The organism is Microbacterium sp. B35-30 (assembly GCF_010634855.1).
Taxonomy (GTDB): Bacteria; Actinomycetota; Actinomycetes; order Actinomycetales; family Microbacteriaceae; genus Microbacterium.
Map to the genome: position 1 here is coordinate 56,632 of NZ_MWLQ01000008.1, position 25,252 is coordinate 81,883.

At 71.7% G+C, this 25,252-nt stretch carries 13 protein-coding genes; 9 read left to right on the top strand and 4 right to left on the bottom strand.

The features are described from left to right. Positions 1-44: 44 nt before the first annotated feature. Positions 45-6,356, bottom strand: coding sequence for a fibronectin type III domain-containing protein (locus tag B2K11_RS03705; protein ID WP_163616956.1), 6,312 nt, complete (start codon positions 6,354-6,356; stop codon positions 45-47). Positions 6,357-6,812: 456 nt separating this feature from the next. On the opposite strand from B2K11_RS03705, the gene B2K11_RS03710 reads away from it, so the two are divergent. From B2K11_RS03710 to B2K11_RS03720, 3 genes are all read left to right on the top strand, one after another. Beyond that, positions 6,813-8,687: a substrate-binding domain-containing protein gene (locus B2K11_RS03710; RefSeq protein WP_239525685.1), complete on the top strand. Its 1,875-nt coding sequence runs from the start codon at positions 6,813-6,815 to the stop codon at positions 8,685-8,687. Positions 8,688-8,697: 10 nt separating this feature from the next. Then, the gene (locus B2K11_RS03715) at positions 8,698-9,729 is read left to right on the top strand and encodes a hypothetical protein (RefSeq protein WP_163616932.1); all 1,032 of its coding nucleotides are present in this window, start codon (positions 8,698-8,700) and stop codon (positions 9,727-9,729) included. A 69-nt stretch (positions 9,730-9,798) separates the two neighbouring features. Continuing rightward, a complete protein-coding gene (locus tag B2K11_RS03720; protein WP_163616958.1) occupies positions 9,799-11,184 on the top strand; it encodes a glycine--tRNA ligase in 1,386 nt (461 codons plus the stop codon). Between the two features lie 202 nt (positions 11,185-11,386). Here B2K11_RS03720 and B2K11_RS03725 read toward each other — a convergent pair whose 3' ends face one another. Next, positions 11,387-11,986: a TetR/AcrR family transcriptional regulator gene (locus tag B2K11_RS03725; protein WP_163616933.1), complete on the bottom strand. Its 600-nt coding sequence runs from the start codon at positions 11,984-11,986 to the stop codon at positions 11,387-11,389. A gap of 62 nt (positions 11,987-12,048) precedes the next feature. On the opposite strand from B2K11_RS03725, the gene B2K11_RS03730 reads away from it, so the two are divergent. Both B2K11_RS03730 and B2K11_RS03735 read left to right on the top strand, forming a co-directional pair. Then, on the top strand, positions 12,049-12,831 hold the full coding sequence (locus B2K11_RS03730; protein WP_163616934.1) for an SDR family oxidoreductase: 783 nt from the start codon (positions 12,049-12,051) through the stop codon (positions 12,829-12,831). A 376-nt stretch (positions 12,832-13,207) separates the two neighbouring features. Beyond that, a complete protein-coding gene (locus B2K11_RS03735; protein WP_163616935.1) occupies positions 13,208-16,951 on the top strand; it encodes a S8 family serine peptidase in 3,744 nt (1,247 codons plus the stop codon). Positions 16,952-17,055: 104 nt separating this feature from the next. On the opposite strand, the gene B2K11_RS03740 is transcribed toward B2K11_RS03735, so the two are convergent. Together B2K11_RS03740 and B2K11_RS03745 are read right to left on the bottom strand one after the other, a co-directional pair. Further along, the gene (locus B2K11_RS03740) at positions 17,056-17,478 is read right to left on the bottom strand and encodes a DUF1801 domain-containing protein (protein ID WP_163616936.1); all 423 of its coding nucleotides are present in this window, start codon (positions 17,476-17,478) and stop codon (positions 17,056-17,058) included. Next, the gene (locus tag B2K11_RS03745; RefSeq protein ID WP_163616937.1) at positions 17,478-18,059 is read right to left on the bottom strand and encodes an HhH-GPD-type base excision DNA repair protein; all 582 of its coding nucleotides are present in this window, start codon (positions 18,057-18,059) and stop codon (positions 17,478-17,480) included. Before B2K11_RS03745 ends, B2K11_RS03740 begins: the two co-directional genes overlap by 1 nt. A 159-nt stretch (positions 18,060-18,218) precedes the next feature. Here B2K11_RS03745 and B2K11_RS03750 point away from each other — a divergent pair, with 159 nt between their 5' ends. Genes B2K11_RS03750 through B2K11_RS03765 form a run of 4 tightly spaced genes read left to right on the top strand, consistent with a single transcriptional unit; the run spans position 18,219 to position 25,229 of the window. Beyond that, positions 18,219-20,600, top strand: a complete 2,382-nt coding sequence (locus B2K11_RS03750; protein WP_163616938.1) for an FtsX-like permease family protein — start codon at positions 18,219-18,221, stop codon at positions 20,598-20,600. Then, a complete protein-coding gene (locus tag B2K11_RS03755; protein ID WP_163616939.1) occupies positions 20,597-23,326 on the top strand; it encodes an FtsX-like permease family protein in 2,730 nt (909 codons plus the stop codon). The genes B2K11_RS03750 and B2K11_RS03755 overlap by 4 nt, the downstream gene beginning before the upstream one ends. Positions 23,327-23,331: 5 nt before the next feature. Beyond that, on the top strand, positions 23,332-24,519 hold the full coding sequence (locus tag B2K11_RS03760) for an ABC transporter ATP-binding protein (protein WP_239525687.1): 1,188 nt from the start codon (positions 23,332-23,334) through the stop codon (positions 24,517-24,519). Further along, positions 24,516-25,229: an ABC transporter ATP-binding protein gene (locus tag B2K11_RS03765; protein ID WP_163616940.1), complete on the top strand. Its 714-nt coding sequence runs from the start codon at positions 24,516-24,518 to the stop codon at positions 25,227-25,229. The genes B2K11_RS03760 and B2K11_RS03765 overlap by 4 nt, the downstream gene beginning before the upstream one ends. The last annotated feature ends 23 nt before the right edge of the window (positions 25,230-25,252 follow it).

Genomic DNA, 25,252 nt, shown 5'->3' on the forward strand with positions numbered 1-25,252 from the left:
GGCCGGCCGCCCGAGGGCGACCGGCCGTGGGGTGTCGGCGCCGGCTACCTCACGGTCACCGTGATCGGCTTCGAGATGGTCGCCCCGGCCGCGTTGGCGAACTCGGCGACGTAGGTGTACGTGCCCGGTGCGCGTCCCGCGACGGCGGTCTTCGCCTGCTGCGCGTTCGGAGACGCGGCGACGAGGGTCTGCTCGTCGATCACCACGCCGCCCTCGTACAGCTTGTAGCTCGTTCCGTTCGTGCCCCACCACAGGTCGGCGGTGACCGTGTAATTGCCGTCCCTGTCCTTGTTGTCGTGGGACAGCACCGGCACTGCGGGTGCGGCATCCGCCACCTTCACGGTGACCGATGACGTCGCGGTGGTGCCGACGGCGTTGATCAGCTCGCCCGTGTAGACGTAGGTGCCGTTGGGCTTGCCGGTCACGTCGACTGTCGAGACCTGCGCGTTCGGCGAGTTGGCGTCGAGCAGCTTCGTCGAGACCAGCGCGCCGTTCTCGTACAGCTTGAACACCGCCCCGTTGACCCCGTGCCACAGGTTCATCGACACCGTGAACGTGCCGTCGTGCAGGCCGTCCTCCCAGCCGGAGTTGGTCGACAGGATGCCGCGGGCCGGTGCCGCTGTCGGGCCCTCGTCGTCGAACACGAGCAGCCGCACCGACGCCTGGGTCACCAGGCCGTCGTGGTTGACCGCGTTCACCGTGAGGGTGTGCGTGCCCACCTTGTCTGCGAGGTCGATCGCCTGACCCGGTGCGACGGGCACGCCGTCGAACGCGATGTCGAGGTTGCGCACGCCCGACTCCGGGTCGTCCGCAGTCACCGCGACGGTGAAGTCCGACGTGCTCGGCAGCAGCGTGCCGTCGGCGGGGAGGCCGGCGAGCAGCGGTGCCGTGGTGTCGGTCGCCCCCGAGGGGTCGCCCGTCACCGCGATGCGCGGTGCCGGCGGCTGGGCCATGCCGTCGCCGAGGAAGAAGCTGGTCTGCGGCGGCTGGTTGTAGCCGGTGTTCTGCCACGCGACCGACAGGCGGTAGACCGGGTCGTGCATCAGCGTGCGCAGGCGCAGGTCGGTCTCGTCGGTGGTCGAGTAGATCCGCAGCTCGCTCGAGTCTGCCGAGCGCCACGCGATCTCCTCGCGCCAGTCGCCGAACAGGTCGGCCTGCAGGTTGGGCGTCCCCTTCGTGTCGTTGTTCGAGAGGGCGCCGTCCGCGCGCAGGATCACCTCCGCCGACTGCGACTCCGCGTCCCACTTCGAGACGGTCGGTACGCCGGTGCGCGGGCCGTCGTCGAACTCGTGGTCGACGATCTCGCGCAGCGGGTCGCCGTCGAACCAGGCCAGGAAGTTCGCGGCCGGGATCACGTTGCCGATCCGCTCGCCGTCGGCCGACACGAGGTAGCCCTCGCGCGAGTTCCACGCGGCGTCACCGCCGACGGCCCAGCCCTCGGCACCCGCGTAGCGCGGATCGATGTCGGCGGATGCCGCGCGACCGGTGTCGCGATCCGCCGGGATGTCCCAGAGGATCTCGCCGGTGCGCGCGTCGCGCATCGTGGCCCCGCGGTTCTCGGACGCGGTCATGTTCTCGTGCGCCGCGAACACCTCGAGCCCGGGGTTCGAGGGGACGAGGTCCGACACGTGCAGGGCGTCGCCGTGGCCGAGGCCGGTGGCGTACAGCACGTCACCGTCGTCGTCGATCGTCGCCGAGCCGAAGACGATCTCGTCCTTGGCGTCGCCGTCGACATCGGCCACCGACAGGTTGTGGTTGCCTTCGCCGTAGAGCCCCTCGTTGCCCGCGTCGTTCGAGTCGAGCACCCACCGCTCGGTGAGCTGCGCGCCGTCGAAGTCATAGGCGGCGACGACGGCCCGCGTGTAGTACCCGCGGGTGAAGACCGCGCTCGGGTGCTCGCCGTCGAGGTAGGCGGTCGCCGCGAGGAACCGGTCGACGCGGTTGCCGTAGGCGTCGCCCCAAGCCCCGACGTCGCCGCGCGGCGGAACGTAGTCCACCGTGTCGAGCGCCGCGCCGGTGGCACCGTCGAAGACCGTGAGGTACTCCGGCCCCTGCAGCACGTAGCCCGAGCTGTTGCGGTGGTCGGCGCCCGCGTTCCCGATCGGCTGCCCGATGCCGTCGATGGTGCCGTCGCCCGTCTTGGCCATGAGCTCCGCGCGGCCGTCGCCGTCGTAGTCGTACACCTGGAACTGCGTGTAGTGCGCGCCGGCGCGGATGTTGACGCCGAGGTCGATGCGCCACAGCCTGGTGCCGTCGAGGCGGTAGGCGTCCAGGTAGACGTTCCCGGTGTACCCGGCGGACGAGTTGTCCTTCGAGTTCGTCGGGTCCCACTTCACGAACAGCTCGTACTGCCCGTCGCCGTCCGCGTCGCCGACGCTTACATCGTTGGCGCGGTAGCCGTGCGGCTGCCCGTCCTTCGTGTACGCGTCGGCTGGCTTCTGCAGGGCGACCGAGCGATACGCCGCGGTCTGCACGCCGAACTCGGCGGTCTCGGTGGTCTCGACTCCGTCCAGCACCTTCGTGAGGAAGTACACGGATGCCGCGTCCCCGGCCTTGTCGAGATAGTTCGTCGAGTCGGTGATCGGCGTCGTCGTGACGCGTGCGCCGTCGCGGTAGACGTGGAACGCAACGCTGTCGGGATCGGTGCCGAGCATGCGCCACGACACCAGGTTGCCGGCATCCGTCGCCACCGCCACAGGGGCGCGGTCGAGGTACTCGGCCTGCCGCTGCAGCACTGTGACCGCCTCGGTCTTCAGCTGCGCGGATGCCGCACCGGCGCCACCCGCGTTCACCGCGACCACCGTGTAGAAGTACGGGATCGTGGTGAGCACGTCGGTGTCGGTGAAGCGGCTCGTGTCGGCGACGCCCACGAGTTCACCGCGCTCGCCGTCCACCTCGGAGCGGAACACCAGGTAGTACTGCGCGCCGAGCGGCTGGGCCCACGACAGCCCCACGGAGTTCTTGTCGATGCTCTCCACAGCAAGGCCGCTGGGCGCGGCGGGCGGCGCCACGTCGGCGTCGACGAACGAGACCTCGACTGTGGCGGACGGCACGGACTCGAGCTTCGTCTGGTCGACGGCGGTCACGTGGTAGTCGTAGTCGAGTCCGACGCGGGCGGTCGTGTCCGCGAACCCCGGCTCCGCGACGGCGCCGATCAGCACCGGCTCGTCGTCGAAGGGCGACTGGCGGTAGACGTTCCAGGTGAGGCCGGGCTCGGCATCCCAGGCCAGCGACACGCTGGGTGCCGCCGGGTCGGTGTTCAGGTCGGTGACCTCGAGGCCCACCGGCCCCAGCAGGATCGGCGTGATCTCCAGGCCGTTGAGCCGCGTGCCCGCCGCGGCGCCGTAGGCCTCGACGTTCAGCTGCCCGTCGGTGACGAGGAACGGTCCGCGCAGGGTCTCGTTGACCGCGCCGCGGCCGGCGTTGCCGGTGCCGGCCTCCTTGCCCTCGACGCGGAAGGTGGTGCGCGTCGAGCCGATCCAGTCGCCGGAGTACGTCTTCACCGAGTACGTGCCGTTGGGCACGTCGAGTGCGAAGGTGGACGAGTCGCCCGGCAGCACGAAGTCCCGCACGAGGTCGTTCGAGCCCTCGGCGGCGCCGCGGTCGCGGCCCGCGTTCGCGGCCAGGGTGTTGAGGAACCCGAAGCCGCGCTCGGCGTTGTACGCGAGGTCGGGAGTGACCTCGGTGTAGCCGGGCATCAGCGGATTGCCGGCGAGCTGGAAGTCGTACTTGTACAGCGCCTGCTTGGTGGTGAAGGTGACCACGGCGCTCGGCTCGGACTCGCCGCGGCCGTTCACCGCGACCACCCGGTAGCGGTAGCCGGTGCCCTCGGCGAGGCCCTGCACGATCGAGCTCGTCTGCGTGACCATGCCCACGAGCGACCACGTCGGCTCGGGGTCCCCGACGGCCTGGCGGTAGATCTTGTAGATGTCGGCCGTCGGCGAGGCGTCCCACTGCAGGGTCGCGCCGCCGTTGCTGATCGCACCCGCGACCAGGTTCTGCGGGGCGATCGGCACCTCGGCGGGCGGTGCGATGTCGGCGACCTTGGCCGCCAGAGGGGTGTCGAGCGACGCCACGTCCTGGGCGACGAGGCGAGCCATCTGGATCGCGCCGTACTCCTGGAAGTGCGTGTCGTCGACGGTGCCGGCCGGCCGGTTCGGGAAGACGCCCGGGTCGACGTGCAGGAACACCGCCTTCGCCGCCTCCGGGCCGATCTCGTCCAGATAGGCGCGGCTCGAGGCCGAAAGGTCGGCCAGCAGCACGTCCTCCTCGACCGCGAGTTCGGTCATCTTCGCGACGTACTCGGGGAAGCTGACGTTGAAGAGGCCCGTCTCGGCGTTGAACGACCGGCGCGACACCGGCGTGACCAGGATCGGCGTCGCACCGCGCTGGCGCGCACCCTCGACATAGACCCGCAGGTACTCCTTGTAGTCCGCGGGGCTCGCGTACCGGTCGTCGACACCCTGGGTGGCGTCGTTGTGCCCGAACTGCACGAAGAGATAGTCGCCGGGACGGATGCTGCGCAGCACCTCGTCGAGACGACCCTGGGTGAGGAAGTTCTTCGACGAGCGTCCGCCGATGGCGTGGTTGGCGAAGGCGATGTCGTCGGCGAAGAACCGGTCGATCATCTGGCCCCAGCCGGCCTGCGGAGCGTATGCGATCGGGTCGTACGTCTGCACCGTCGAGTCGCCGGTGAGGTACGCCGTCGAGATGGCGCCGGCGACCCGCGCCGGCAGGCGCGTGATCGTCAGGGCGTTGACGGCCGGCGCGTCGCCCGCGAACTGCAGGGTGAGGGTGCCGTCGACGAGGGCGATCGTGAACGACATGTCGAGGTACGAGCCCGCCGTCTGCGGATTGGCGAGCACCTTCGCGATGCTCTCGGCCGTCACCGTGGTCGTCGTCGCGGCTGCGGCGTCTCCCGAGACGAGCCGCACCGAGTAGTCGCCGGCGCCGAGGTCCACCTCGAAGGTCGCACCGGCGGCGGCCACGAAGTCGCCGCGCAGGGCATCGTCTCCGCCGCGGTCGACGTCCGGCGTCGCCGACGTGGGAGCGGTCGAGAAGCCGTAGCCCCACTCCGCGTTGAACGCCGTCGACGACGTGACCGGCAGCGCACCGTCGGCGACCTGACCCGGACCGAAATCGAAGGTCACGACGTCGCCTTCGGGCAGCGGCGCAGGCGCGATGTACGCGGGTGAGGTCACCGTGGGCGAGGGCGCCGACGAGCCGGCCTGGTTGCGCGCGGTGACGCGGTAGGTCCACTGCTGCGCGGTGTCGGCGGCATCCGTGTATCCGGGCGTCGAGACGGTCGCGCGGCTCGAGAAGACGCCGTCCGCGCCGGCGCGCTCGACGATGTACTCATCGCCGTTCGCGACCGCGGTCCACGTCAGCACCACGGCGTCGCGCGTGACCTGCGCCACCGCGAGGTCGGCGGGAGCGGCGGGGGCGACCAGTTCGGGGATGACTCCCGAGCGCACTTCGGCCGAGGGCGCGGAGGTGCGCCCCTTGTCGTCGACGGTCACCACGGCATAGGCGTATGAGCCGGCTGCCGTCACCGACGCGTCGGTGTGGGCGGGCTCGGTGGTCTCGGCGATCTGCGCGAATTCGCCGGTGACGTCGTTCCCGACGTCGGCACGCAGCACCCGGTACTTCGCGGCGCCGTCGACGGCGGTCCACGTGAGGTCGACGCCGTTCCACGCGACGCGCGCCGTGGCGAGTCCGGTCGGGGCGTCGGGCACGACGGGTGCGACCACGAGGCCGTTCACGTACGCGCCGAGTCCCGAGCCGGCGAAGCCGATGGTGAGCTGGCCGTCGGTGACGGACGTCGGGAACGTCTCCGTGAGGTTGAGCCCCCTCGCCGAGAGCAGCCGCGTCTGCGCGACACCCTCGAGGGTCACAGTGGCGTTGGTGCCGGATGCCGAGCTCAGACCGTCGCCGATCGTCACGGTGACCTCGTAGTCGCCTTCCGGCACGCCGTCGAGCTGGAAGCCCCAGTTCGTGCCGGCGACGAAGTCGTCCTCCATCGCGCCGGCGGGCGAGCCGTCCGTGCTGCGGTCGCGGTCGAACAGCGTCGCGCCGTCGGGGAGGGTGATGCCCCACCCCGACTCCGCGGTGTACCGGGTCGAGGTGAGCACCTGCTGGTAGCCGTCGGCGACCGCGCTCGTGGCCGTGCCGAAGTCGAAGCGCCAGGCGCCGTCCTCGGCGGGCGGGAGCGCGGCCGCGGCGGGCGTCGCGGTGATCAGCGACGCCACGACGACGGCAGCGCCGGCGATCGCGGTGAGGCGGAGCCCACGGCGGGGAGCGCGGGGCGTGGTGGCGTGTTCAGCGGGTCGCGGTGCGCCGGCGGCGCGTGCGGACACGTGGGGCACGGTTCCTCCTGTTGTCAGCATCGGCAAAGGATGACGGCGCAGGCCGCGGCGTCGCGGCATCGTCGTCGTGAACCGGGCGCGTACGGACTCGAGCCCTGTCCGGGTCGGCCGGCGCGGCATCGCCCCGGCCTGGTTTGTTGTCGGCGCCGACGGAAAGCGTATTCCGTCGACGACCGCTGGCAGTCTCGCACGGCGCCCCGCGGCGAGGCAAGAACTTTGTGAAACGTTTTTACGAACTTGCCTCTGAGCCTTGCGCAATGGTTCGGCCCTGGCTTAGTGTCACCGGCGAGCGCTTTCCCACACCCCCGCCGCCGGTGCGCATACGGACCGCACCGGCGGCGGGCTCGGCATGCCCTGCGTAGGTGCTGCCCACCATCGCCGAGCGGGTCGCGGGCACCCGCCTCTCGCCGTCGTGCATCGTGTCGGCGCGGGACTTACTCTGTACCCATGGCCCCTCGCCTGCCGCGACCGTCCGTCCCTTCCGCCCCGTCGATGCCGACGCCGAGCGGTCGCCGCGGCGCCCGTGCGAGTGGGGCGGGAGCCGTGCTGATCGTCGCCACGATCGCGCTCGCGGCCTGCACGGGCGGTGGGCCCGACGGGGGCGACTTCGGCGACGGCGACTTCGCCGACGACGGCTGCACGAGCGTGGTCGTCGCCACCTCGTCCGAGAAGGTCAACATGCTCGACGCGCTCGCCGACGCCTTCAAGGAGTCGCCGCAGCACGAGCAGCTCGACGAATGCGCCACCGTGCACCCGATCAACGTCTCGTCGGGCGACGCGACGCGGTTCCTCACCTCCGGCGGCGACTGGCCCGACGAGAACCCGCGCCGCTGGCCCACGATGTGGTCGCCCGCATCGACGGTCTGGACCGACCGGGTCGCGGCCGCGGCATCCGCCTCCCTCGTCGGCGAACCCGAGTCCTTCACCCACACGCCCGTCGTGTTCGGGGTGCCCGAGACGATGGCAAAGGCCCTCGGCTGGCCCGGCACCGAGATCGGCATCGCCGACTTCGAGGCGCTCTGCCAGGATCCGCAGGGCTGGGCCAGCGTCGGCAAGCCGCTGTGGGGCTCCTTCAAGATCTCGAAGACCAATCCGAACACCTCGACGACGGGGCTCTCGGCGATCCTGATGCAGTCGTACGAGGCGTCCGGCAAGTCGTCCGATCTCACGGCGGACGACGTGGCTGCCGCGGCGGAGTTCTCGCGCGTCTTCGAGGAGTGCGTGATCCACTACGGCGACACCACCGGCAAGGTGCTGACGCGGCTGTACGACGAGACCCAGAACGGCGCCGGCGGATCGGGCTACGTCTCGGCCGTGGCGCTCGAAGAGACGTCGCTGCTCAACTACAACCAGGGCAACCCCGACTCGCACACGGTGCAGCCGGGCGAGACGCTGACGCCGCCGAAAGAGAAGCTCGTCGCGGTCTATCCGTCGGGCGGTTCGATGTGGTCCGACAACCCCATCACGGTGCTCGGTGCCGACTGGGTGACGGACGTGCAGGCCACCGCGGGCGCCGCCTTCGCCGCCTTCGTGCAGACGGATGCCGCGCAGGAGATCCTGCCCGAGTACGGCTTCCGCCCGCTGGACGCCGACGCGCCGCTCGGCGAGCTGTTCACCGCCGAGTATGGCGTCGACCCCGCCGGCCCTGCGGTCACCCTCCCCAAGCCGGCCGTTGACGTCGTGTCCGCGGCGATCGATCAGTGGACGCAGATCCGCAAGCCGTCGTCGGTGCTCGAGGTGATCGACATCTCGGGCTCGATGGACGAGGCGATCGGCGACGGCCGGTCCAAGCTCGACGGTGCCATCGAGGGCGCGCAGTCCACCCTCGGGCACTTCCGCTCCTCGGATGAGGTCGGAGTCTGGGCCTTCACGACGGGTGTCGAGTCGGAGGCCGGCAAGAACATCGTCGTGCTGCGCGATGTCGAGCCGCTCGCCTCCGACCGCGAATCGGTGGATGCCTCGCTCGACGACCTGCGCTTCGCCCACCGCGACGGCACCCCGCTCTACGACGCCATCGCGGCGGCATACGACGAGATGATGGCGCGCGCCGAGCCCGGCCGCATCAATGCCATCGTGCTGCTGTCGGACGGCCAGGACACCGACTCGACGATCTCGCTCGACTCCCTCGTCGCCCGGATCGGCGCGTCCGCGCGCGAGGGCGGCGACGACGCGCCGGTGCGGATCTTCCCGATCGCCTACGGCGAGGGTGCGGACACGGCCGCGCTGCAGCGAATCGCCGAGGCGACCGGCGGCCAGTGGTTCGACGCGTCGGACGCCGCGAAGATCGACCTCGTGTTCGCGTCCGTGATCAACAACTTCTAGGCGTGACCGGATGATCGTGGCGGCCGACGGGCAGGGGTACGTGGACGACGCCGTCGAGGGCATCGGCGAGGACGGCGTCTACGTCTCGTCCGAGGTGCCGGACGCGGCGGCGTTGGAAGACCAGCTGGAGGCGCAGATCGGCGATGAGTCGATCGGCGTGGCGGTGTTCTCCGACAACGCCGGGATCGAGGCATCCGGTCCGGAGATCGTGGCGCAGCTCGCCGCGGCCCATCCCGAATGCCAGACGATCATCGTGGCCGTCGGCGACGACCTGTCGGCCGGCTCGCGCGTGCTCGAGCAGGGTGAGGCGATGCGCATCGCCAACGAGGCGGAGGGACAGGCCGGCGACGTCGACATCGCCCTCACCGAGACGATTCAGGGCGTGATCGCGGCGACTCCGGACCTCCCGGCGGGCTCGACCGACGCCGGGCCGTTCGTCGGCATCGCCCTCGGTCTGGCTGTGCTCGTCGCCGCGGGGGGCGCTGTCTTCGGCATCGCCCGTTCCCGGGCTCGCCGCCGCAATCGGCCGGCCGCCGGCCGTCACCCGCTGCCCGAGCCCGTGCGCACCCACGTGCAGACCCTGCAGGCCCTGACGGCCGAGTACGCGCGCGCCGGCGCGGCCGGCGTCGCGCAGGCGGGCGAGGTCGCCGCGCAGGTCGGACTCATCGCCCAGAACACCACGGAGCTGTTCGAACGCCTCGACCGCAAGGGCGAGGAGGGCCAGCGCCCCATCGCGGCGGTGGAGTACGGCGAGACCCTGCGCAAGCTGACCGGCGCGCTCGACCGCGACTACCTGCTCGACATCCTGACCCATCCCGACCTGTGGGACGACCCGGTCGAGCGCGTCCGCGAAGTCCGCACCGCGCTCTCGTCGTTCTCGACCGAGCTCGTCGAGAACATCAAGCAGGTCAACGCGCGCCGGGGCCTGCACTTCCAGGTGTCGCTGGACGGGCTGATGGGCCGGCGCAAAGAGCTGCAGGACTGGGACCGGGCGTTCGAGCGGGCGGACGGCGACGCCGGTCCGGTGCCGCACGGCGACTAGAATCGACGGATGCCGCGATCCGTGGCATCCGCACCCTCGTGCATCCCCCACCCGACCATTGGAGCCACCGTGGCCGAGCAGTCCCGCCTCGACAAAGTCATCGCCCTCGCCCGTCACCGCGGGTTCGTCTTCCAAGCGGGTGAGATCTACGGCGGATCCCGGTCGGCATGGGATTACGGTCCCCTCGGCACGGAGCTCAAGGAGAACATCCGCCGGCAGTGGTGGCAGACCTTCGTGCGCGGCCGCGGCGACATGGTCGGCCTGGACTCGTCGATCATCCTGCCCAAGCGCGTGTGGGAGGCATCCGGTCACGTCGCGACCTTCACCGACCCGCTGGTCGAGTGCCTGCAGTGCCACAAGCGCTTCCGCGCCGACAACCTCATCGAGGACTTCGAGGCGCGCAAGGGCCGCAAGGCCGAGAACGGCCTCGCCGACGTGCCGTGCCCGAACTGCGGCACCAAGGGCCAGTACACCGAGCCCAAGGCGTTCTCGGGTCTCGTGAAGACGTACCTCGGCGTCGTCGACGACGAGAGCGGCCTGTACTACCTCCGCCCCGAGACGGCGCAGGGCATCTTCGTGAACTTCGCGAACGTGCTCACTGCGAGCCGCAAGAAGCCGCCGTTCGGCATCGGCCAGGTGGGCAAGGCGTTCCGCAACGAGATCACGCCGGGCAACTTCATCTTCCGCACGCGCGAGTTCGAGCAGATGGAGATCGAGTACTTCGTGCCGCCCGCCGATGCGCAGGAGTGGTTCGACCACTGGGTCGAGGCGTGCTGGAACTGGTTCGTCGACCTCGGCATCGACCCGGCCAACATGCGCCGGTTCGATGTGCCCGAAGAGGACCGCGCGCACTACTCCGACGGCACGATCGACGTCGAGTACCGCTTCGGGTTCGCCGGCAAGGAGTGGGGCGAGCTGATGGGCGTCGCCAACCGCACCGACTACGACCTCGGCAGTCACAGTGAGGCGTCGGGCCAGAGCCTGTCGTACTTCGACCAGGCGTCGGGCGAGAAGTACATCCCGTACGTCATCGAGCCCTCGTTCGGCCTCACCCGCGCGATGATGGCGTTCCTCGTCGACGCGTACCACGAGGAGGAGGCGCCGAACGCGAAGGGCGGCACCGACACCCGTACGGTGCTCAAGCTCGACCCGCGCATCGCCCCCGTCAAGGCCGCGGTGCTGCCGCTGTCGCGCAACGAGCAGCTGTCGCCGATCGCCCGCGAGGTGGCCGAGGTGCTCCGCGGCGAATGGAACATCGACTTCGACGACGCCGGCGCCATCGGTCGCCGCTACCGCCGCCAGGACGAGATCGGCACGCCGTTCTGCGTCACGGTCGACTTCGACTCGCTCGACGACCGTGCCGTCACCGTGCGCGACCGCGACACGATGGGCCAGGAGCGCGTGCCGCTCGATGGCCTGCACGCCTACCTCGCGGAGCGCCTCCAGGGCGCCTGACCCGCAGGACGACGGATGCCGCGACCCGCCGGGGTCGCGGCATCCGTCGTTCCCGGCGCTGAAGCTGGGCCGTTCGCCGTCCTGACGGGGTGTTGCCGGAACAGGTGATCTGACGAGCGCAGGCTGATCTCTGCGGAATCGTCCTGTTCTCGTCAGATCACCTGATCTCGGGCGCTGGAGGCGGCCCTCAGGCGGGCGGCCGTCAGCCGGGCGGTGGCGCGGCGAGGCCGCGCCACACGGCGGCGATGGTCGCGGCTGTCGCATCTCCCCAGGCCACACCGTCGAGGAGGTCGTCGGTCGCGAGGGTCGCGACGCCGTGGACAGCGGCGAACGCGACGAGCGCGGCCCGCTCGGGCGGGCCGGGTGGCAGTTCGCCGGCGTCCTGCGCGGCGCGGAAGAGGGCGACCAGTGCCGGCATCGCGATGTGACTGACCTCGACGAGCTCGGGCGACGCCGCCGGGTGGTGCTTGGCCGTGTACATAGTGCGGAGGATCGCCGGATGCCGCACCGCGAAGCCCACGTAGGCGTCGCCGGCGGCGCGGAATCGGACGGCGAACGATCCCGCCGTCTCGACGGCCTCCGCCAGTGCGGCGTTCAGTCGCTCGAACCCCAGCACCGCGACGGCGTCCAGCAGCGCCTGCTTGTCGCGGAAGTGCCGGGCGGATGCCCCGTGGCTGACGTCGAGGTCGCGCGCCAGCTGTCGCAATGACAGCGCGTCGGTTCCCTCGGCGTCGACGACCTCCCACGCCCGGTCGAGCAGCGCCGCGCGAAGATTGCCGTGGTGGTACGAGCGCTCCGTCACGGTCCCCACCCTAGCGCAATGTTGGCATTGACAACAATGCTGTCGGTGTCTACATTTGCGACATGACCGTCACGTACCGCGGCACGACCGCCCTCATCACCGGAGCTAGCGCCGGGCTCGGCACCGAGTTCGCCGAGCAGCTCGCCGCCCGCGGCGCCGATCTCGTGCTCGTCGCACGGCGCGAAGAGCGCCTGCGCGAGCTGGCGGAGCGGCTGGAAGCAGCGCACGGCATCAGGGCGACGGTGCTCCCGCTCGACCTCTCGCGGGCGGATGCCGCCGCCACCCTCCGCGCCTCGCTCGACGAGCGCGGCATCCGCGTCCAGACCCTCGTCAACAACGCCGGCTTCGGCATGAAGGGGGCCTTGGCCGACGCCGACCCCGGCCGGATCGCCGAGATGGTGCAGGTCAACGTCGCGAACCTCGTTGCCGTGACGCGCGAGCTCCTGCCGGAGCTCGTCGCCGAGGGTCGCGGCGCTCTGGTGAACGTCGCGAGCACGGCGGCCTATCAGCCGTGTCCGAACATGGCGGTGTACGGCGCGACGAAGGCCTTCGTCCTCAGCTTCACCGAGGCGCTCGCGTACGAGACGCGCGAGAGCGGCCTCCGCGTCCTGGCGCTCAGTCCGGGCGCCACGCGCACCGAGTTCTTCGACGTGGTCGGCACCGAGGACGCTGCGGTGGGCCGATTCCAGACGCCGGCGCAGGTCGTCGGCCTCGCGCTGCGCGAGCTCGATCGTGGCCGGCGGGCGAGCGTGGTGTCGGGCTGGGCCAATGCGGTGAGTGCCAAGCTCGCCGGCCTCATGCCGCGGCGACTCACGCTGGCGGTCAGCGGGCGCGTGCTGCGCTGAACCTGCGGCGGCCGCAGGCCCCGCGGGCGGTGCGACCCTCCGGCTCGGCGTGTCGCCCGTGTTACGGGTCTGTGACTCAGTCGCGTGGCGCCCTCTGCCACGCCTTCATAAGTGGCTGATCACAACATATATCGCAACACGGTGTGTCTCGGGTGCGTTTACAACGTTTGTAAATTCCTCCAGGATTGCTTGCGGGAGCGCTCCCACACCTGCTTGAGTCGACCCATCGATCGGCATGGACGCTGACGGTGCGCCGCAGCATCCGGTGACCTCCCCTGCCGAGAGAACAGCCGCCGCGCGTCCGTCTCGTCCGCGACTTCAGGAGTTTCGGCGTGAGATTCAGCACCATCGGCAAGGCGCTCCTCGTGGGCGTGGGATGCGCGGCGCTCATCGGAGCGGCGCTGCCCGCGACGGCGGCCGCAGGAGGCGAGGGGTTTCAGCTCACGCCCCCCGAGGAACAACAGGCGGTGACCCCATCACCGGCGACCGGGTTACCCTGCACGACGGCGCCCACGGTCCGGTCGTCGAGTTCGCTCCCGCGCAGCGCGAGTCCGGCGCACCGGTCAGCTACGCGAGCTACGGCGACGAGGAGCACTACTACGTGATCCCCTCGGACGTGGCAAGGCTCGTCCCGACGGAGCTCGACCTGAGCCTGTTCGACGTGAAGGCCCTCGCGGAGGTCGCATCCGACGACCGCCTGCCGGTCATCGTGCAGTCGACTGAGCCGACGGATGCGAAAGCCGACGCCGCCGAGTGGGAGGCGCTCTCGGTCGACCCCGACCGCACACTCGAGTCGATCGACGCGATCTCGGGCGACGTGCCCGCCGAAGGTGCGCCCGAGCTCATCGAGGCGGCGTCCGCGGGAACCTCGGTCGAGAAGGTGTGGCTGGATGCCCCGACCGAGGCGCTCGACGCGATCTCGGCGCCGCAGATCGGCGCCCCCGCGGCGTGGGAGGCGGGCCTCGACGGCACGGGCGCCGTCGTCGCCGTGCTCGACACGGGCATCGACACCACCCACCCCGACCTCGACGAGGGCGTCGTGATCGGCGAGCGCGACTTCACCGGAAGCGGGACGGCGAAGGATGCTGCCGGCCACGGCACGCATGTGGCGTCGATCGTCGCCGGCACGGGCGAGGCCTCGGGCGGCGCGAATCGCGGTGTGGCGTACGGCGCCAAGCTGTTGAACGGGCGCGTGCTCAACGCCGCCGGCTTCGGCGAGACCTCCTGGATCATCGATGCGATGGAGTGGGCGGCCGCGGAAGGCGCCGACGTCATCAACATGAGCCTCGGCGTCAGGGGCGAGTACACCGACGGCAAGGACCCCGGAGCCCTGGCGATCGACTCGCTCTCGCAGCGCTACGACACGCTGGTCGTCGTCGCGGCCGGCAACGAGGGGGCCCGCGGTGCGACGACGGTCACAACCCCCGGCACCGCGGACAGCGCCCTGACGGTCGGCGCGGTCGACGAGTGGGACCAGCTCGCGGGCTTCTCGTCGACCGGGCCGCGCTTCGGCGATGCGGGCGTCAAGCCCGACGTCACCGCGCCGGGCGCGTGGATCCTGGCGGCCCGTGCGGCCGGCACGCGGCCCGACCTGCCGGCCGGCGACATGTACCTCTACGACGGGGGCACGTCGATGGCGGCGCCGCACGTCGCCGGTGCCGCGGCGATCCTGAAGGCGGCTCGCCCCGACCTCGACGGCGAGGCGCTGAAAGCGCTGCTCATGGGCACCGCTCAGCCGACGGTGGGCAACATCTGGCGGGAGGGCGCGGGCAAGGTCATCATCCCCGCCGCGATCGCCGAGCCGCTGTACGCCGACCCGGCCTCGCTGTCGGTCGGGGTGTTCGCCTCGCCGCGTTCCACGCAGAGTCCCCGCACGACGACCATCGACTACACCAACACCTCGGGGACGCCCTTCACGCTCTACCTCTCGACCGCGGCTTCGGGCTCGGACGGCGCTCCGGCAGCGGAGGGGACCGTGACGCTCTCGAGCGATGTGGTCACCGTCCCGGCCAGGGGCACGGCATCCGTCGACGTCACCGTCGACCCGCGCGTCGACGACCCCGGCTTCTACACGGGCACGGTGACCGCAGCCGGGCCCGGCTTCGCGCCCGTGCGAACGGTCATGGGCTGGCAGGTCGAGCAGGACCTCGCGCACCTGCACTTCGAGGCCCTGCAGCCCGACGGCACGCCGGTCATCTCGTGGAGCTCCGCGACCCTGTACAACCTCGACGATCCGTCGATGATCCACTCCGTGTCGTTCGTTCAGGGCAAGGCCGATGTTCGCCTGCCGCTGGGGCGGTACGCCATCCTCGGCGTGCTCGACAACAGCAAACCCGGCGCGGAGCTCATCAGCGGTGCGACGCTGTTCACGCGTGACCTCGACGTGACGGAGGTCGGCGACCAGACGGTGGTCATCGATGCGACCCAGGCCCTGCCCGTCACCGTCGACACCGAGAAGAAGGCGCAGGTGACCAACATCGAGCAGGTGCTCAAGCGCACTCTGCCCGGCTGGGGCTGGCCGGTGCAGCAGGCGACGAGCTTCAGCACGATCGTCACGCGGCCGGGGCTCCCGGAGCAGCTCTACGTGCTGGCCGAAGGGGAGCTGGCAGGCGAGGAGATCCTCACCGAGAGCTGGCTGCTCGGCGCACCGAAGCTCGACGTCCAGGCGGTCTCCGCGTTGACGACCCTCGATCTGGCCGAGGATCTGCGCTACGCCGTCACGTCTCCCGAGCTCAAGGGCAAGGTGAGTGCCACCATCGTCGATGCGGGCACCGGGACGCCTGCCGAGCTGCAGAAGGCGGCCGTGGCGGGCAAGATCGCCCTTGTCGAGGCGCGCCCCGAGCCGGTGGGTCGGGTGATGCTGCTCAATGCTCAGGCTCAGGCGGCGAAGGACGCCGGCGCGATCGCGGTGATCGCCTATGGCGCCCACGATGGCCCGTACTGGGAGGATGTCGACTTCCGCGCGATGGGAGAGTTCCCCGACAAGACGCTTCCGACGCTGACGCTGTCGCGTGAGAAGGGACTCGAGCTGCTCGCCCTCGCGTCGGCGAAGAAGGGTGCGAAGCTGACCGGTACCGGCTACGGGTACCCGCCGTACGACTACGCGTTCGCCAAGGTGGAGCACGGCATCCCGTCCAGCCTCAACTACACGCTCGATGGATCGAACACGGCATCCGTCAGCAGCGCGGTGAAGGGGCAGACCGCGGGCACCTCTCTTCAGGAGTGGCACATGATGGTCACCGACGAGAGTTACATCGGCTACAACCGCTGGCTGGACGAGCCGATCGCCGAGCGGACGATCCACTACTACGCCGATCCGGCGGCGAGGTATCAGCACTCCGCGGAGGCCTACGCGGGCGGCGCGAACCCGGGCGAGGTGTTCCCGACGGCGTTCATGGGCGCGTTGCGCTCGTACCAGCCCGGCGAGACCGCGAGCGAGACGCTGCTCGGTCAGGTCGTGCACGGCGGGCTGCTGCCCGACCCGGCCTCGCCGGCCCAGTCGTCGGTGCGTCGCGAAGGCGACACCCTGATGATCGACCTGCCATACCGGGTCGACGGCGACGGCAACCCGAACATCGCCGGTCCCGACGGCGGAACCGACAGCCGGTTCCAGCTGTGGGTGGACGACGAGCTCTACGTGACCGGCGAGTACGCGAACGGCTCCGGCGAGGTGCCCGCCGAGGCGCGCACCTACCGCGTGCTCCTCGACGCCGACCGGTATGAGCGGTGGTGGACGCAGTCCACCGAGGTCAGCACCGAGTGGTCCTTCACGAGCAGCACCACCGATGCCCTCACGGTGCTGCCGCTGCTGCAGCTCGACTACGGCGTGCAGGGCCTCGACGCCCTGAACGTCGCCGCAGGAAAGCGGATCAGCCTGACCCCGACCGTGTCGCACCAGGACGGCTCGACGGGGGCGGCGATCAGCGGCCTCAAGCTGTGGGCGTCGTACGACGGCGGGCGCACGTGGACCACGATTGCGGTGACGGGCTCGGCCGGCTCGTACTCGGCCAGCATCACCCCGCCGAAGGGCACGACGAAGATCGCGCTCAAGTCCGAGGCGTGGGATGCCGCCGGCAGCACCTTCAAGGAGACGGTCCTGGACGCGATCGCACTGAAGTGACCCGCGGCAGCCGCACGGTGGCCCGCTGAGGGCGCTGAGCAGGACGACTCGGAGGGCTCGCGCAACGCGCGGCCCTCCGGTCGTGCACGGTGCAGGCCGGAGGGTCAGTCGGTGACGGTGAACACCGCGGAGCCGGTGTCGCCCTCGATCACGCGACGGTAGTCCTCGGCGACGATCTCTCGCAGGATGTCGGCATCGATCGCCTCGAGGTCCTTGATGTAGAGGCAGCCCACACCCGTCTCATGGGGTCCGAGCTTGCCGAGCCGGTCGGCGTGGGCGCCGGTGTCGAGCAGGTACACCGTGGTGGCCTGGCGACGCGGCGAGAACGCGGCGATGGGGACGTCGCCCTCGGTGCCGGTGGGGTAGCGGTAGTGGCACGACCCGAAGCCCACGATCGTGCCCCACATCTCGGGTTCGCGCCCGGTGACCTCACGCAAGAGCGCGACCATCGTCTCGGCATCCCGCTGCCGCTTCGCGGGACTCACCCCGGCGACGAACTCGCCGACGTCCGCTTCCGTCTTCTTCATCAGACGCCTCCGCCGCCGGATTTCGCCGCGGCCTTCATGGCGCGCTTGTGCTCGCGCACCTTCGTCAACGACTCCGGCGAGACGATGTCGGCGACGCTGCGGAACGAGCCGTCCTCGCCGTAGGGCGCGGATGCCTCACGCCACCCGTCGCCGGTGAACCCGTACTGCTTACCCAGCAGCGCAAGGAAGATCTTCGCCTTCTGCTCCCCGAACCCCGGCAAAGCCCTGAGCCGCTTCAGCACGGTCGCGCCGTCCGGCTCGTCGCGCGTCCAGATCGCCGCGGCGTCGTCGTCCCAGTCCCGGCCGATCGCCGCGCAGAGCGCCTGCACGCGAGCGGCCATCGACCCCGGGAACCGGTGCACCGCGGGGGTGGCCGAGAACAGCCCCGCGAACGCCTCCGGATCGAAGCTCGCAAGGGCGGCGGCATCCAGCGTCCCCGCGCGTTCCGAGATCTTGAGCGGACCGGCGAATGCGGTCTCCATCGCGACCTGCTGGTCGAGCAGCATGCCGATGAGCAGGGCGAGCGGATCGTCGGTCAGCAGGCGATCGGCCTCGTCGTCACCCGTGATGTGGAGCGTCATGGCCCCCAGTCTCCCACCCCGGGCCGACGCCGGAACAGGCCGGTGCCCACGGTGCGGACGGCACCGCCGCTCGGCCGTGGAAGGATCGACGGAAACCCTGATTTGATGAGGTTCGCAGAACCCCCATCAGCGTCGAACGAACCGCGGAGGACCGAGCCCATGCCCGATCGCCGCGCGCTCTCGTCGGCGCGACTGCTGTGGGCGCGCTCCCGCGCGCGCATCGGGCTTCTCGGCAGCGCGGCCGCGACCGTCGCCGCCGCGGTGGCGACCATGTGCCTCGTGCTGGCCAGGCTTCGCCGCACGGTCGAGACGGCCGGCGAGCCGCCCCCTCCGGGGTTGACCGCCGATGAGGTGGCGGATCTCGTGGGGATCGGCGCGGCGGCACTGGCCTCGGCCGCGCCGGCGCTCGTCCTGCTCGTCGCGCTCGTCGCCGGAACGGCGATGGCGCAGCTCGCGCGCCTCGTGGCCGCCGCACGGGAGCACGAGACGCTGGCGATCCGGGCACGCGGCTTCTCACGCAATCAGGCATGGGGAGCGGATGCCGCGGAAGGCGTCGCCGTCGCGCTCGCGGGGGCGATCATCGGCGTCGTGCTGGCCGGCCAGGTCGGTGCCGGTGCGGTCGAGGTGGTCTCGTCCTGGCCGTGGGTGATCGCCATGGCGCTCGCGCTGGCCGCGGTGTTCGCGATCGCGCTGCGACGCGGCGAGCAGCGGCGCACCGCCGGGCGCGCAGCGCGCGCCACGACTGCCGTCGTCGTCGTGGTGGTGGTGCTGGCGTCGGCCCTCGTGGTGTGGCAGCTGCCCCTCGCCCGCGGGGCGGGGTTCGACCCGATCGTCGCGCTCGCACCCGCCGTCGTGCTGATGGCGGGGGCCCTGGTGGCGCTCGCGGCGTTCGGAGGCGCCGCCGCGGCGTGGTCCCGGCCCGCCGCCGCCTTTCCGTCGCTGCAGCCCGGGTATCCCGCGCGGCAGGTCGCCCGACGCCTGCCCATCTATGCGGTCGCCGTACTGCTGGTGACCCTCACCGTCGCGCAGGCGGTCTTCGCTTCGGCGTACACGGCGACGTGGCAGGCGATGACCACCGATTCGGCGGCGGTGCGTGCCGGCGCCGACCTGCGCGTCGACATGACGCCGCAGTCCGCGTCGCCCGGCGACGTGGTCGCCGCGGGTGTGCCGGGAACGGATGCCTCGTCCTCGGCGTACGCGGGCGTGATCGAGATCGGCCGCCTCGAGGCCGACCTGGTGTCGGTGCCGTCCGCGCAGATCGAGCCGGTGGTGACCTCGGCGGGCGGACTCGTGGACAAAGAGGTCCTCATCGCCGCGGCGGACGCCACGGGGGAGGGCGTGGTCGTGTCCGAGCCGGTGCCGCTCGGCGACGGCGCCACCGGGATCGCGGCGACCGTCGGCGTGACCGTCGAGTCCGGCAGTCTCTCCGGTTTCAGCCTGGTGGCGCTGCTGCTCGATGGCCATGGCACGCCCGTCACGCTGCGTCTCTCCGGCGAACCGCAGTCGGCAGAGGACGGCACGGCGCTGCTCGTGGCGACCGCGGACCTTCCTGACGGCGCGTCGCCGTGGCGCCTCCTCGCGATCGGCGCCGGAACCGGCCCGAGCATCGCGGGGTCGAGCGTCGCGGTCGAGCTGTCGGAGGTCGTGGTCGCCGGCGGCGGACCGCTCGACGTGGAAGGCTCCGCGCACCTCGAAGGCGGCAGCAGCGAAGCCGTGCTCTGGCTCGCCGACGGCGGCGTCCTCGCGGCGGCGCCCGACCTCGCGGCGTCGGAAGAAGGGCCCGCCGTGGCGGCCGTCGTGACGACGGCGCTCGCCTCTCGCCTCGGCGCGGTCGTCGGCGACCCGATCGACTTCCGGTACGCCGGGACAGGGCGGCAGGGTGCCGGGGTGATCACGTCGATCGTCGACGCCGTGCCCGGCGCGTCCGATCCGCTCGCCCTGTTCGTCCCGCTCGAGTCGCTGCTGACGTCGCAGCTTCAGCGGGGCACGTCGATCGTGCCGCCGAACTCGGTCTGGGTCGCCGGCGACCCGGCCGCCGACGATGCCCTCAGCGCCGCGCTCGGTGACCGGCCGGTGATGACTGCCACGCCCGGGCTCTCGGCGAGCGTCGTCGGCGCTCTGGTGCCCGGCTGGTGGATCGCCACGGCGGGATCGGCCGTGCTGTCGCTCGTCGCGGCCTTCGCGATCGTGCAGACCCTCGCCCTCGCGCGTCGACGCGAACTCGGGGTGCTCCGCGCCCTCGGGGTGACCGCGTCCCGCCAGGCGCGCATGCGCGCGGCCGAGCTCGGCGGCGTCTTCGCAGCGGCCGTCGTGCTCGGTGCGGCCGCGGGCGCCCTGGTGTCGTGGCTGATCGTGCCCGGGCTGGTGCGGGCGGTGACCGCCGGCATCCTTCCCCTCGCCGGAGCCGTGTCGTTCGCGTGGCTGCCGCTCGCGCTCGCGCTCGGCGGCCTCGTCGTCGCGCTGGGCGTGATCGTCGCGGCCGCCGCGACCGGCGCCGGACGCGTCGCGCGGTCCGCGACCGTCGGGGAGGAGGCGCGATGAGCCGCCGTGTGTCCACCCGCGCCCTGGTCGCGCACCATCTGCGCTCCCGCGCCGGGGGCGGGGCGATCGTCGCGTCCCTCGTGCTGGTGCTGTCGCTGGTCGCGACGGCGGCGCCGATCGCGCTCGGCCTCCTCGGCGACGCGGCGCTGCGCGACCGGCTGGACTCCCTGCCGGCGACCGGGCGCGACGTCGCCGCCGACTCTCCCTTCTTCCCGGTGATGCCCGAGACGGACCCGTTCCCGCCGACCGACGCCGACGACGTCTGGGTCGACTTCCTCGTCGCGCTCGAAGGCATCCGGCGCGGTGCCGACGAACCCCTTCCCGACGTGCTCGGCGAGGCGCGCGCGGTGGCTTCGGTGCCTGGCGCGCGGATCCTCGAGGATCCCGCGACGCAGGCGCTGACCATGGCGTTCTCGCCGGGCTACGAGTCCGAGATCCGCATGGTCGAGGGCGCCGCGCCCGGGCCGGCGGTGGTCGCGGACGACGGCTCCCTCCGCGTCGAGGTCGTCCTGTCGCGCGAGACGGCGCAGGAGCTCGAGTGGCAGGTCGGCGACGAGCGGCATCTGGGCTCCGACCCGCTGCCCTACGTCGTCGTGCTGTCGGGGGTGTTCGAGCCTGCCGACGCCTCGTCCCCGTTCTGGCAGCACGTGCCCTCGGTGCTCCAGCCGAGCATCTCCGACGACGGCAATCGCGCGCGCGAGGTGACGGGCACCGCGTTCGCCCATCCGGCGTCCGCGGCCACGGCGGCCATGCTCACCAGCCTCGGGCTCCGTCCCGCCACCGTCGTGTGGTATCCCACGGACGTCGACGAGATCGATGCCGACAACGCCGAGAAGACCGTCGCCGCGCTCAACAAGCTCACGTCCGTGTCGCACACCATCGCGAGCTCGGCCGAGGGCGTCGGCATCCTGAGTCTGAAGTTCGACGCCGACATCACCGGCGAGATCGAACTCGCCCTCGCACAGCAGTCGTCGACGGCCGGGGTGATCGCGATGCTGATCGCCGGCCCGATCGGCGTCGCCGCTGCCGTCCTCGCCCTCGGCTGTCGGCTCATCCTCGAAAGCCGCCGATCGGCCATGCGCCTGATGTCGGCGCGCGGCGCCTCGGTGGGGCAGCTGCGCCGCCTGCTCGGCATCGAGGGTGCGATCACGGGGCTCGTGCCCGCGATCGTGGGAGCGTCGGCCGTCGTCCTCGCGGCGGCGCTCCTGTTCGGAGCCGCGCCGCCGGCCGCGGGACTCGTCCCCGCGCTGCTGGTCGGTCTTGCGCCGGTCGTGATCCTGGCGATCCTCGCGCCGTCGGCCGGTGAACGCCCGCTGCGCGCCGACCTCAGCCGGCGCGGCTCGCGCCTGCGGCTCGTCGTCGAAGGTGTGCTCGTCGGATTCGCCGCGCTCGCGCTGGTGCTCCTCTTCGTCCGGGGCTACACCGCCGGCGTCGACCTCCTGCTCGCCGCGACGCCGCTGCTGCTGTCGCTCGTCGCCTGCCTCGTCACCCTGCGCCTCTACCCGCTGCCCCTCACCGCGGTGCTCTCGCGAGCGCGCGCGGGCGCCGGTGCCGACGCGTTCCTCGGCGCCGCCCGGGCCCTGCGCGAACCCTCGATCGGGCTCACACCGGTGCTGGCCCTCGTCGTGGGCGTCTCCGTCGCGGTGTCCTCCGGCATCCTTCTCTCGGCCCTGCAGACAGGTGTGGCCGACGCCTCCCGTGCGCAGATCGGCGCCGATGTGCGCGTCACGGGAGGAAGCTTCACGCGCGACCAGCTCGGCCGCGTCGCGGACGTCGACGGGGTGGTCGGCGTCGCCGGGATCTCGGGGGCCGAGCCCGCGACCCTCGACATCGACGGCGTCAAGCGAGCGACCTCGGTCTTCGTCGTAGAGGCGAGCGAGCTCGCCGCGGTGCAGGGCGATGGACCCGGGATGCTGCCCGCCGAACTCGTGGCGGATGCCGGTGCCTCCCTCGGGTCCGGTGCCGGCGCCGCGGTGCCCGTCGTGGTGTCGGGCGCGACGGCCGACGCGATCGGCGGAGCGGACGACCTGCGCGTCGACGGCGCGGACGTCGCCGTCGTCGGGGTGACCCGCGGGCCGGTGCCGACCGGCGTCCGCGAGAACTGGGTCGTGATCGACTCCGCGTACGCCGAGAGCACGCTGGGGCGCGACCCGACCGACCGCACGGTGCTCGTCGCGCTCGACGAGGGCGCGGCGCCCGGCGACGTGGCCGACGATCTGCGCACGATCCTGGGATCGGCCGTGCGCATCGACACCTCGGACGAGATCGCAGACGCCATCGAGTCGGGCCCGGCCGTGCAGGGGGTGCGCGGGGCGCTGCTTCTCGCGACCGCCGTGACGGCGCTGCTCAGCGCGCTGGCGCTCGCGATGACCCTGACCCTTGCCGCTGCGCCCCGCGCGCGTGTGCTCGCTCTGCTGCGCACGCTCGGAGCACCGCCCCGGTCGGCGACCTCGCTCGCACTGTGGGAGATCGGGCCCCCGGCGGTGGCGGCCGTCGTCGCCGGAACGGTCTTCGGGGCGCTTGTGCCCCTCGTCGTGCTCGCGGCCGTCGACCTGCGGCCCTTCACCGGATCGTCGGTGCAGCCGGGCTACGGGATCGACCCGGCGATCCTCCTCATCACCCTGGGCGGGTTCCTCGCCCTCGCCGCGCTGCTCACCGCCGCCGTCCTGCTCGTCTCCCGCCGCGCCCGCGCGGCGGGAGCGCTGCGGACGGTGGAGGAAGGATAGGACTCATGGCTCGACAGGCTCATCGCGCCGACCCCGGCGGATCCGGCGCACGCCGATCCGGTGCACGCCGATCCGGTGCAGGAGGGACTGACTCAACGGACGCCGACATCCTGTGCCTCGACCTGGTGCGCATCTTCAAGGTGCCGTCGGGCAACGGGGCGGATGTCGAGGTGCAGGCGCTGCAGGGGCTGAACCTGCGCGTCGACCCCGGCGAGCTCGTGGCCGTCGTGGGAGCCTCGGGGTCGGGCAAGTCGACCCTGCTGTCGATCCTGTCGAGCCTCGACCAGCCGACTGCGGGTGTCGCGCGCGTGGCAGGGCACGATCTGCTCACGATGAAGGAGAAGGAGCGCGTGGGATTCCGCCGCCGCAGCGTCGGCTTCGTGTGGCAGCAGACCTCGCGGAACCTTCTCCCGTACCTGTCTGCGAGCGAGAACGTCGCCGCAGCGCTCGCGATCGCCGGCACCGTGCGCGCAGCCGCCCCGCGGCGGGCGCGGGTGGCGGAGCTGCTCGACCTGCTTGAGGTGTCGCACTGCGCCGAGCGCCGGCCCGCAGAGATGTCGGGCGGCGAGCAGCAGCGCGTCGCCATCGCCGTCGGAATCGCCAACGACCCCCGCGTGCTGCTCGCCGACGAGCCCACCGGCGAACTCGACGACGTGACGAGCGCACACGTGCTCGAGGCCATGCGCTCGGTGAACCGTGAGCTCGGAGTGACGACGCTGATCGTGACGCACGACCCGGCTGTCTCCGAGCACGTGGCTCGCACGGTCCAGATCCGTGACGGCCGCACGTCGACAGAGGTGCTGCGATCGACGCGCGTCGACGAGCACGGCGCCGAGGAGCACGTCGCCGAGGAGTACGCGGTGCTCGACCGCGTGGGCCGGCTCCAGCTGCCCGACGATTTCGTCACCGCGCTCGACTTGCGCGAGCGGGTGCGACTCGCCCTCGAGCCCGACCACGTCGGAGTGTGGCCGGGAGCACCGGCACCGGCTTCGTCCGACGGCCCGGGCGTTTCGTCTTCGGGCGCTGGAGCGCCCTTCGCTCAACGACCGGAGGCCGAGGTCCCGGTCGGTGATCCCGCGGCGTTCGACGTCCCGGTCGTTGAGCGAGCGAGGAACGCGCGAGACGAAACGCCGCTGCTCGAAGACGAACCACGTGCCGCGGCATCCGATCTCCCCACGGAGGACCCCTCGTGACCACTGCACTGCGCGGCGAGAAGCTGAGCCGCACGTTCTCATCGGCCGCAGGTGATGTGCACGCGTGCGTCGACATCGACATCGAGGTCTCCGCGGGTGAGCTGGTGGTCGTCCGCGGCGCGTCCGGCGCCGGCAAGACGACGCTGCTCAACCTGCTCGGAGGTCTCGACACCCCCACCTCGGGCAGGGTGTGGATCGGCGACGTCGAGGCCACCGCGCTCGCCGAGGACGATCTCGCGGCCCTCCGCCGCGAACGCCTGGGGTTCGTGTTCCAGTCGTTCGGCCTCATCCCGATCCTGTCGGCGGCCGAGAACGTCGAACTGCCGTTGCGGATCGCGCGGACCCCGCCCGCCGAGCGCGACGCGAGGGTCGCCGAGGCGCTCGCTCTGGTCGGGCTCGCCGACCATGCCGCGCAGCGTCCGACGGAGCTGTCGGGTGGCCAGCAGCAGCGCGTCGGCATCGCCCGCGCGTTCGTGGTGCGCCCTCACGTGCTGATCGCCGACGAGCCGACCGGTCAGCTCGATTCGCGCACGGCGGTCACCGTCATGGACCTCATCGGCGACCTCGTGCACTCGCAGGGCCTCGCCGCCGTCGTCTCGACCCACGACCCCCTGCTCGTCCAGCGCGCCGACCGCGTGATCGAGCTGCATGACGGACACGTGACCGCTGTGACGGCCGGCGTCCGGGGTGCCGCGGCCACCGCGCCGTGAGACGCGATCGCGATCAGGGGTCC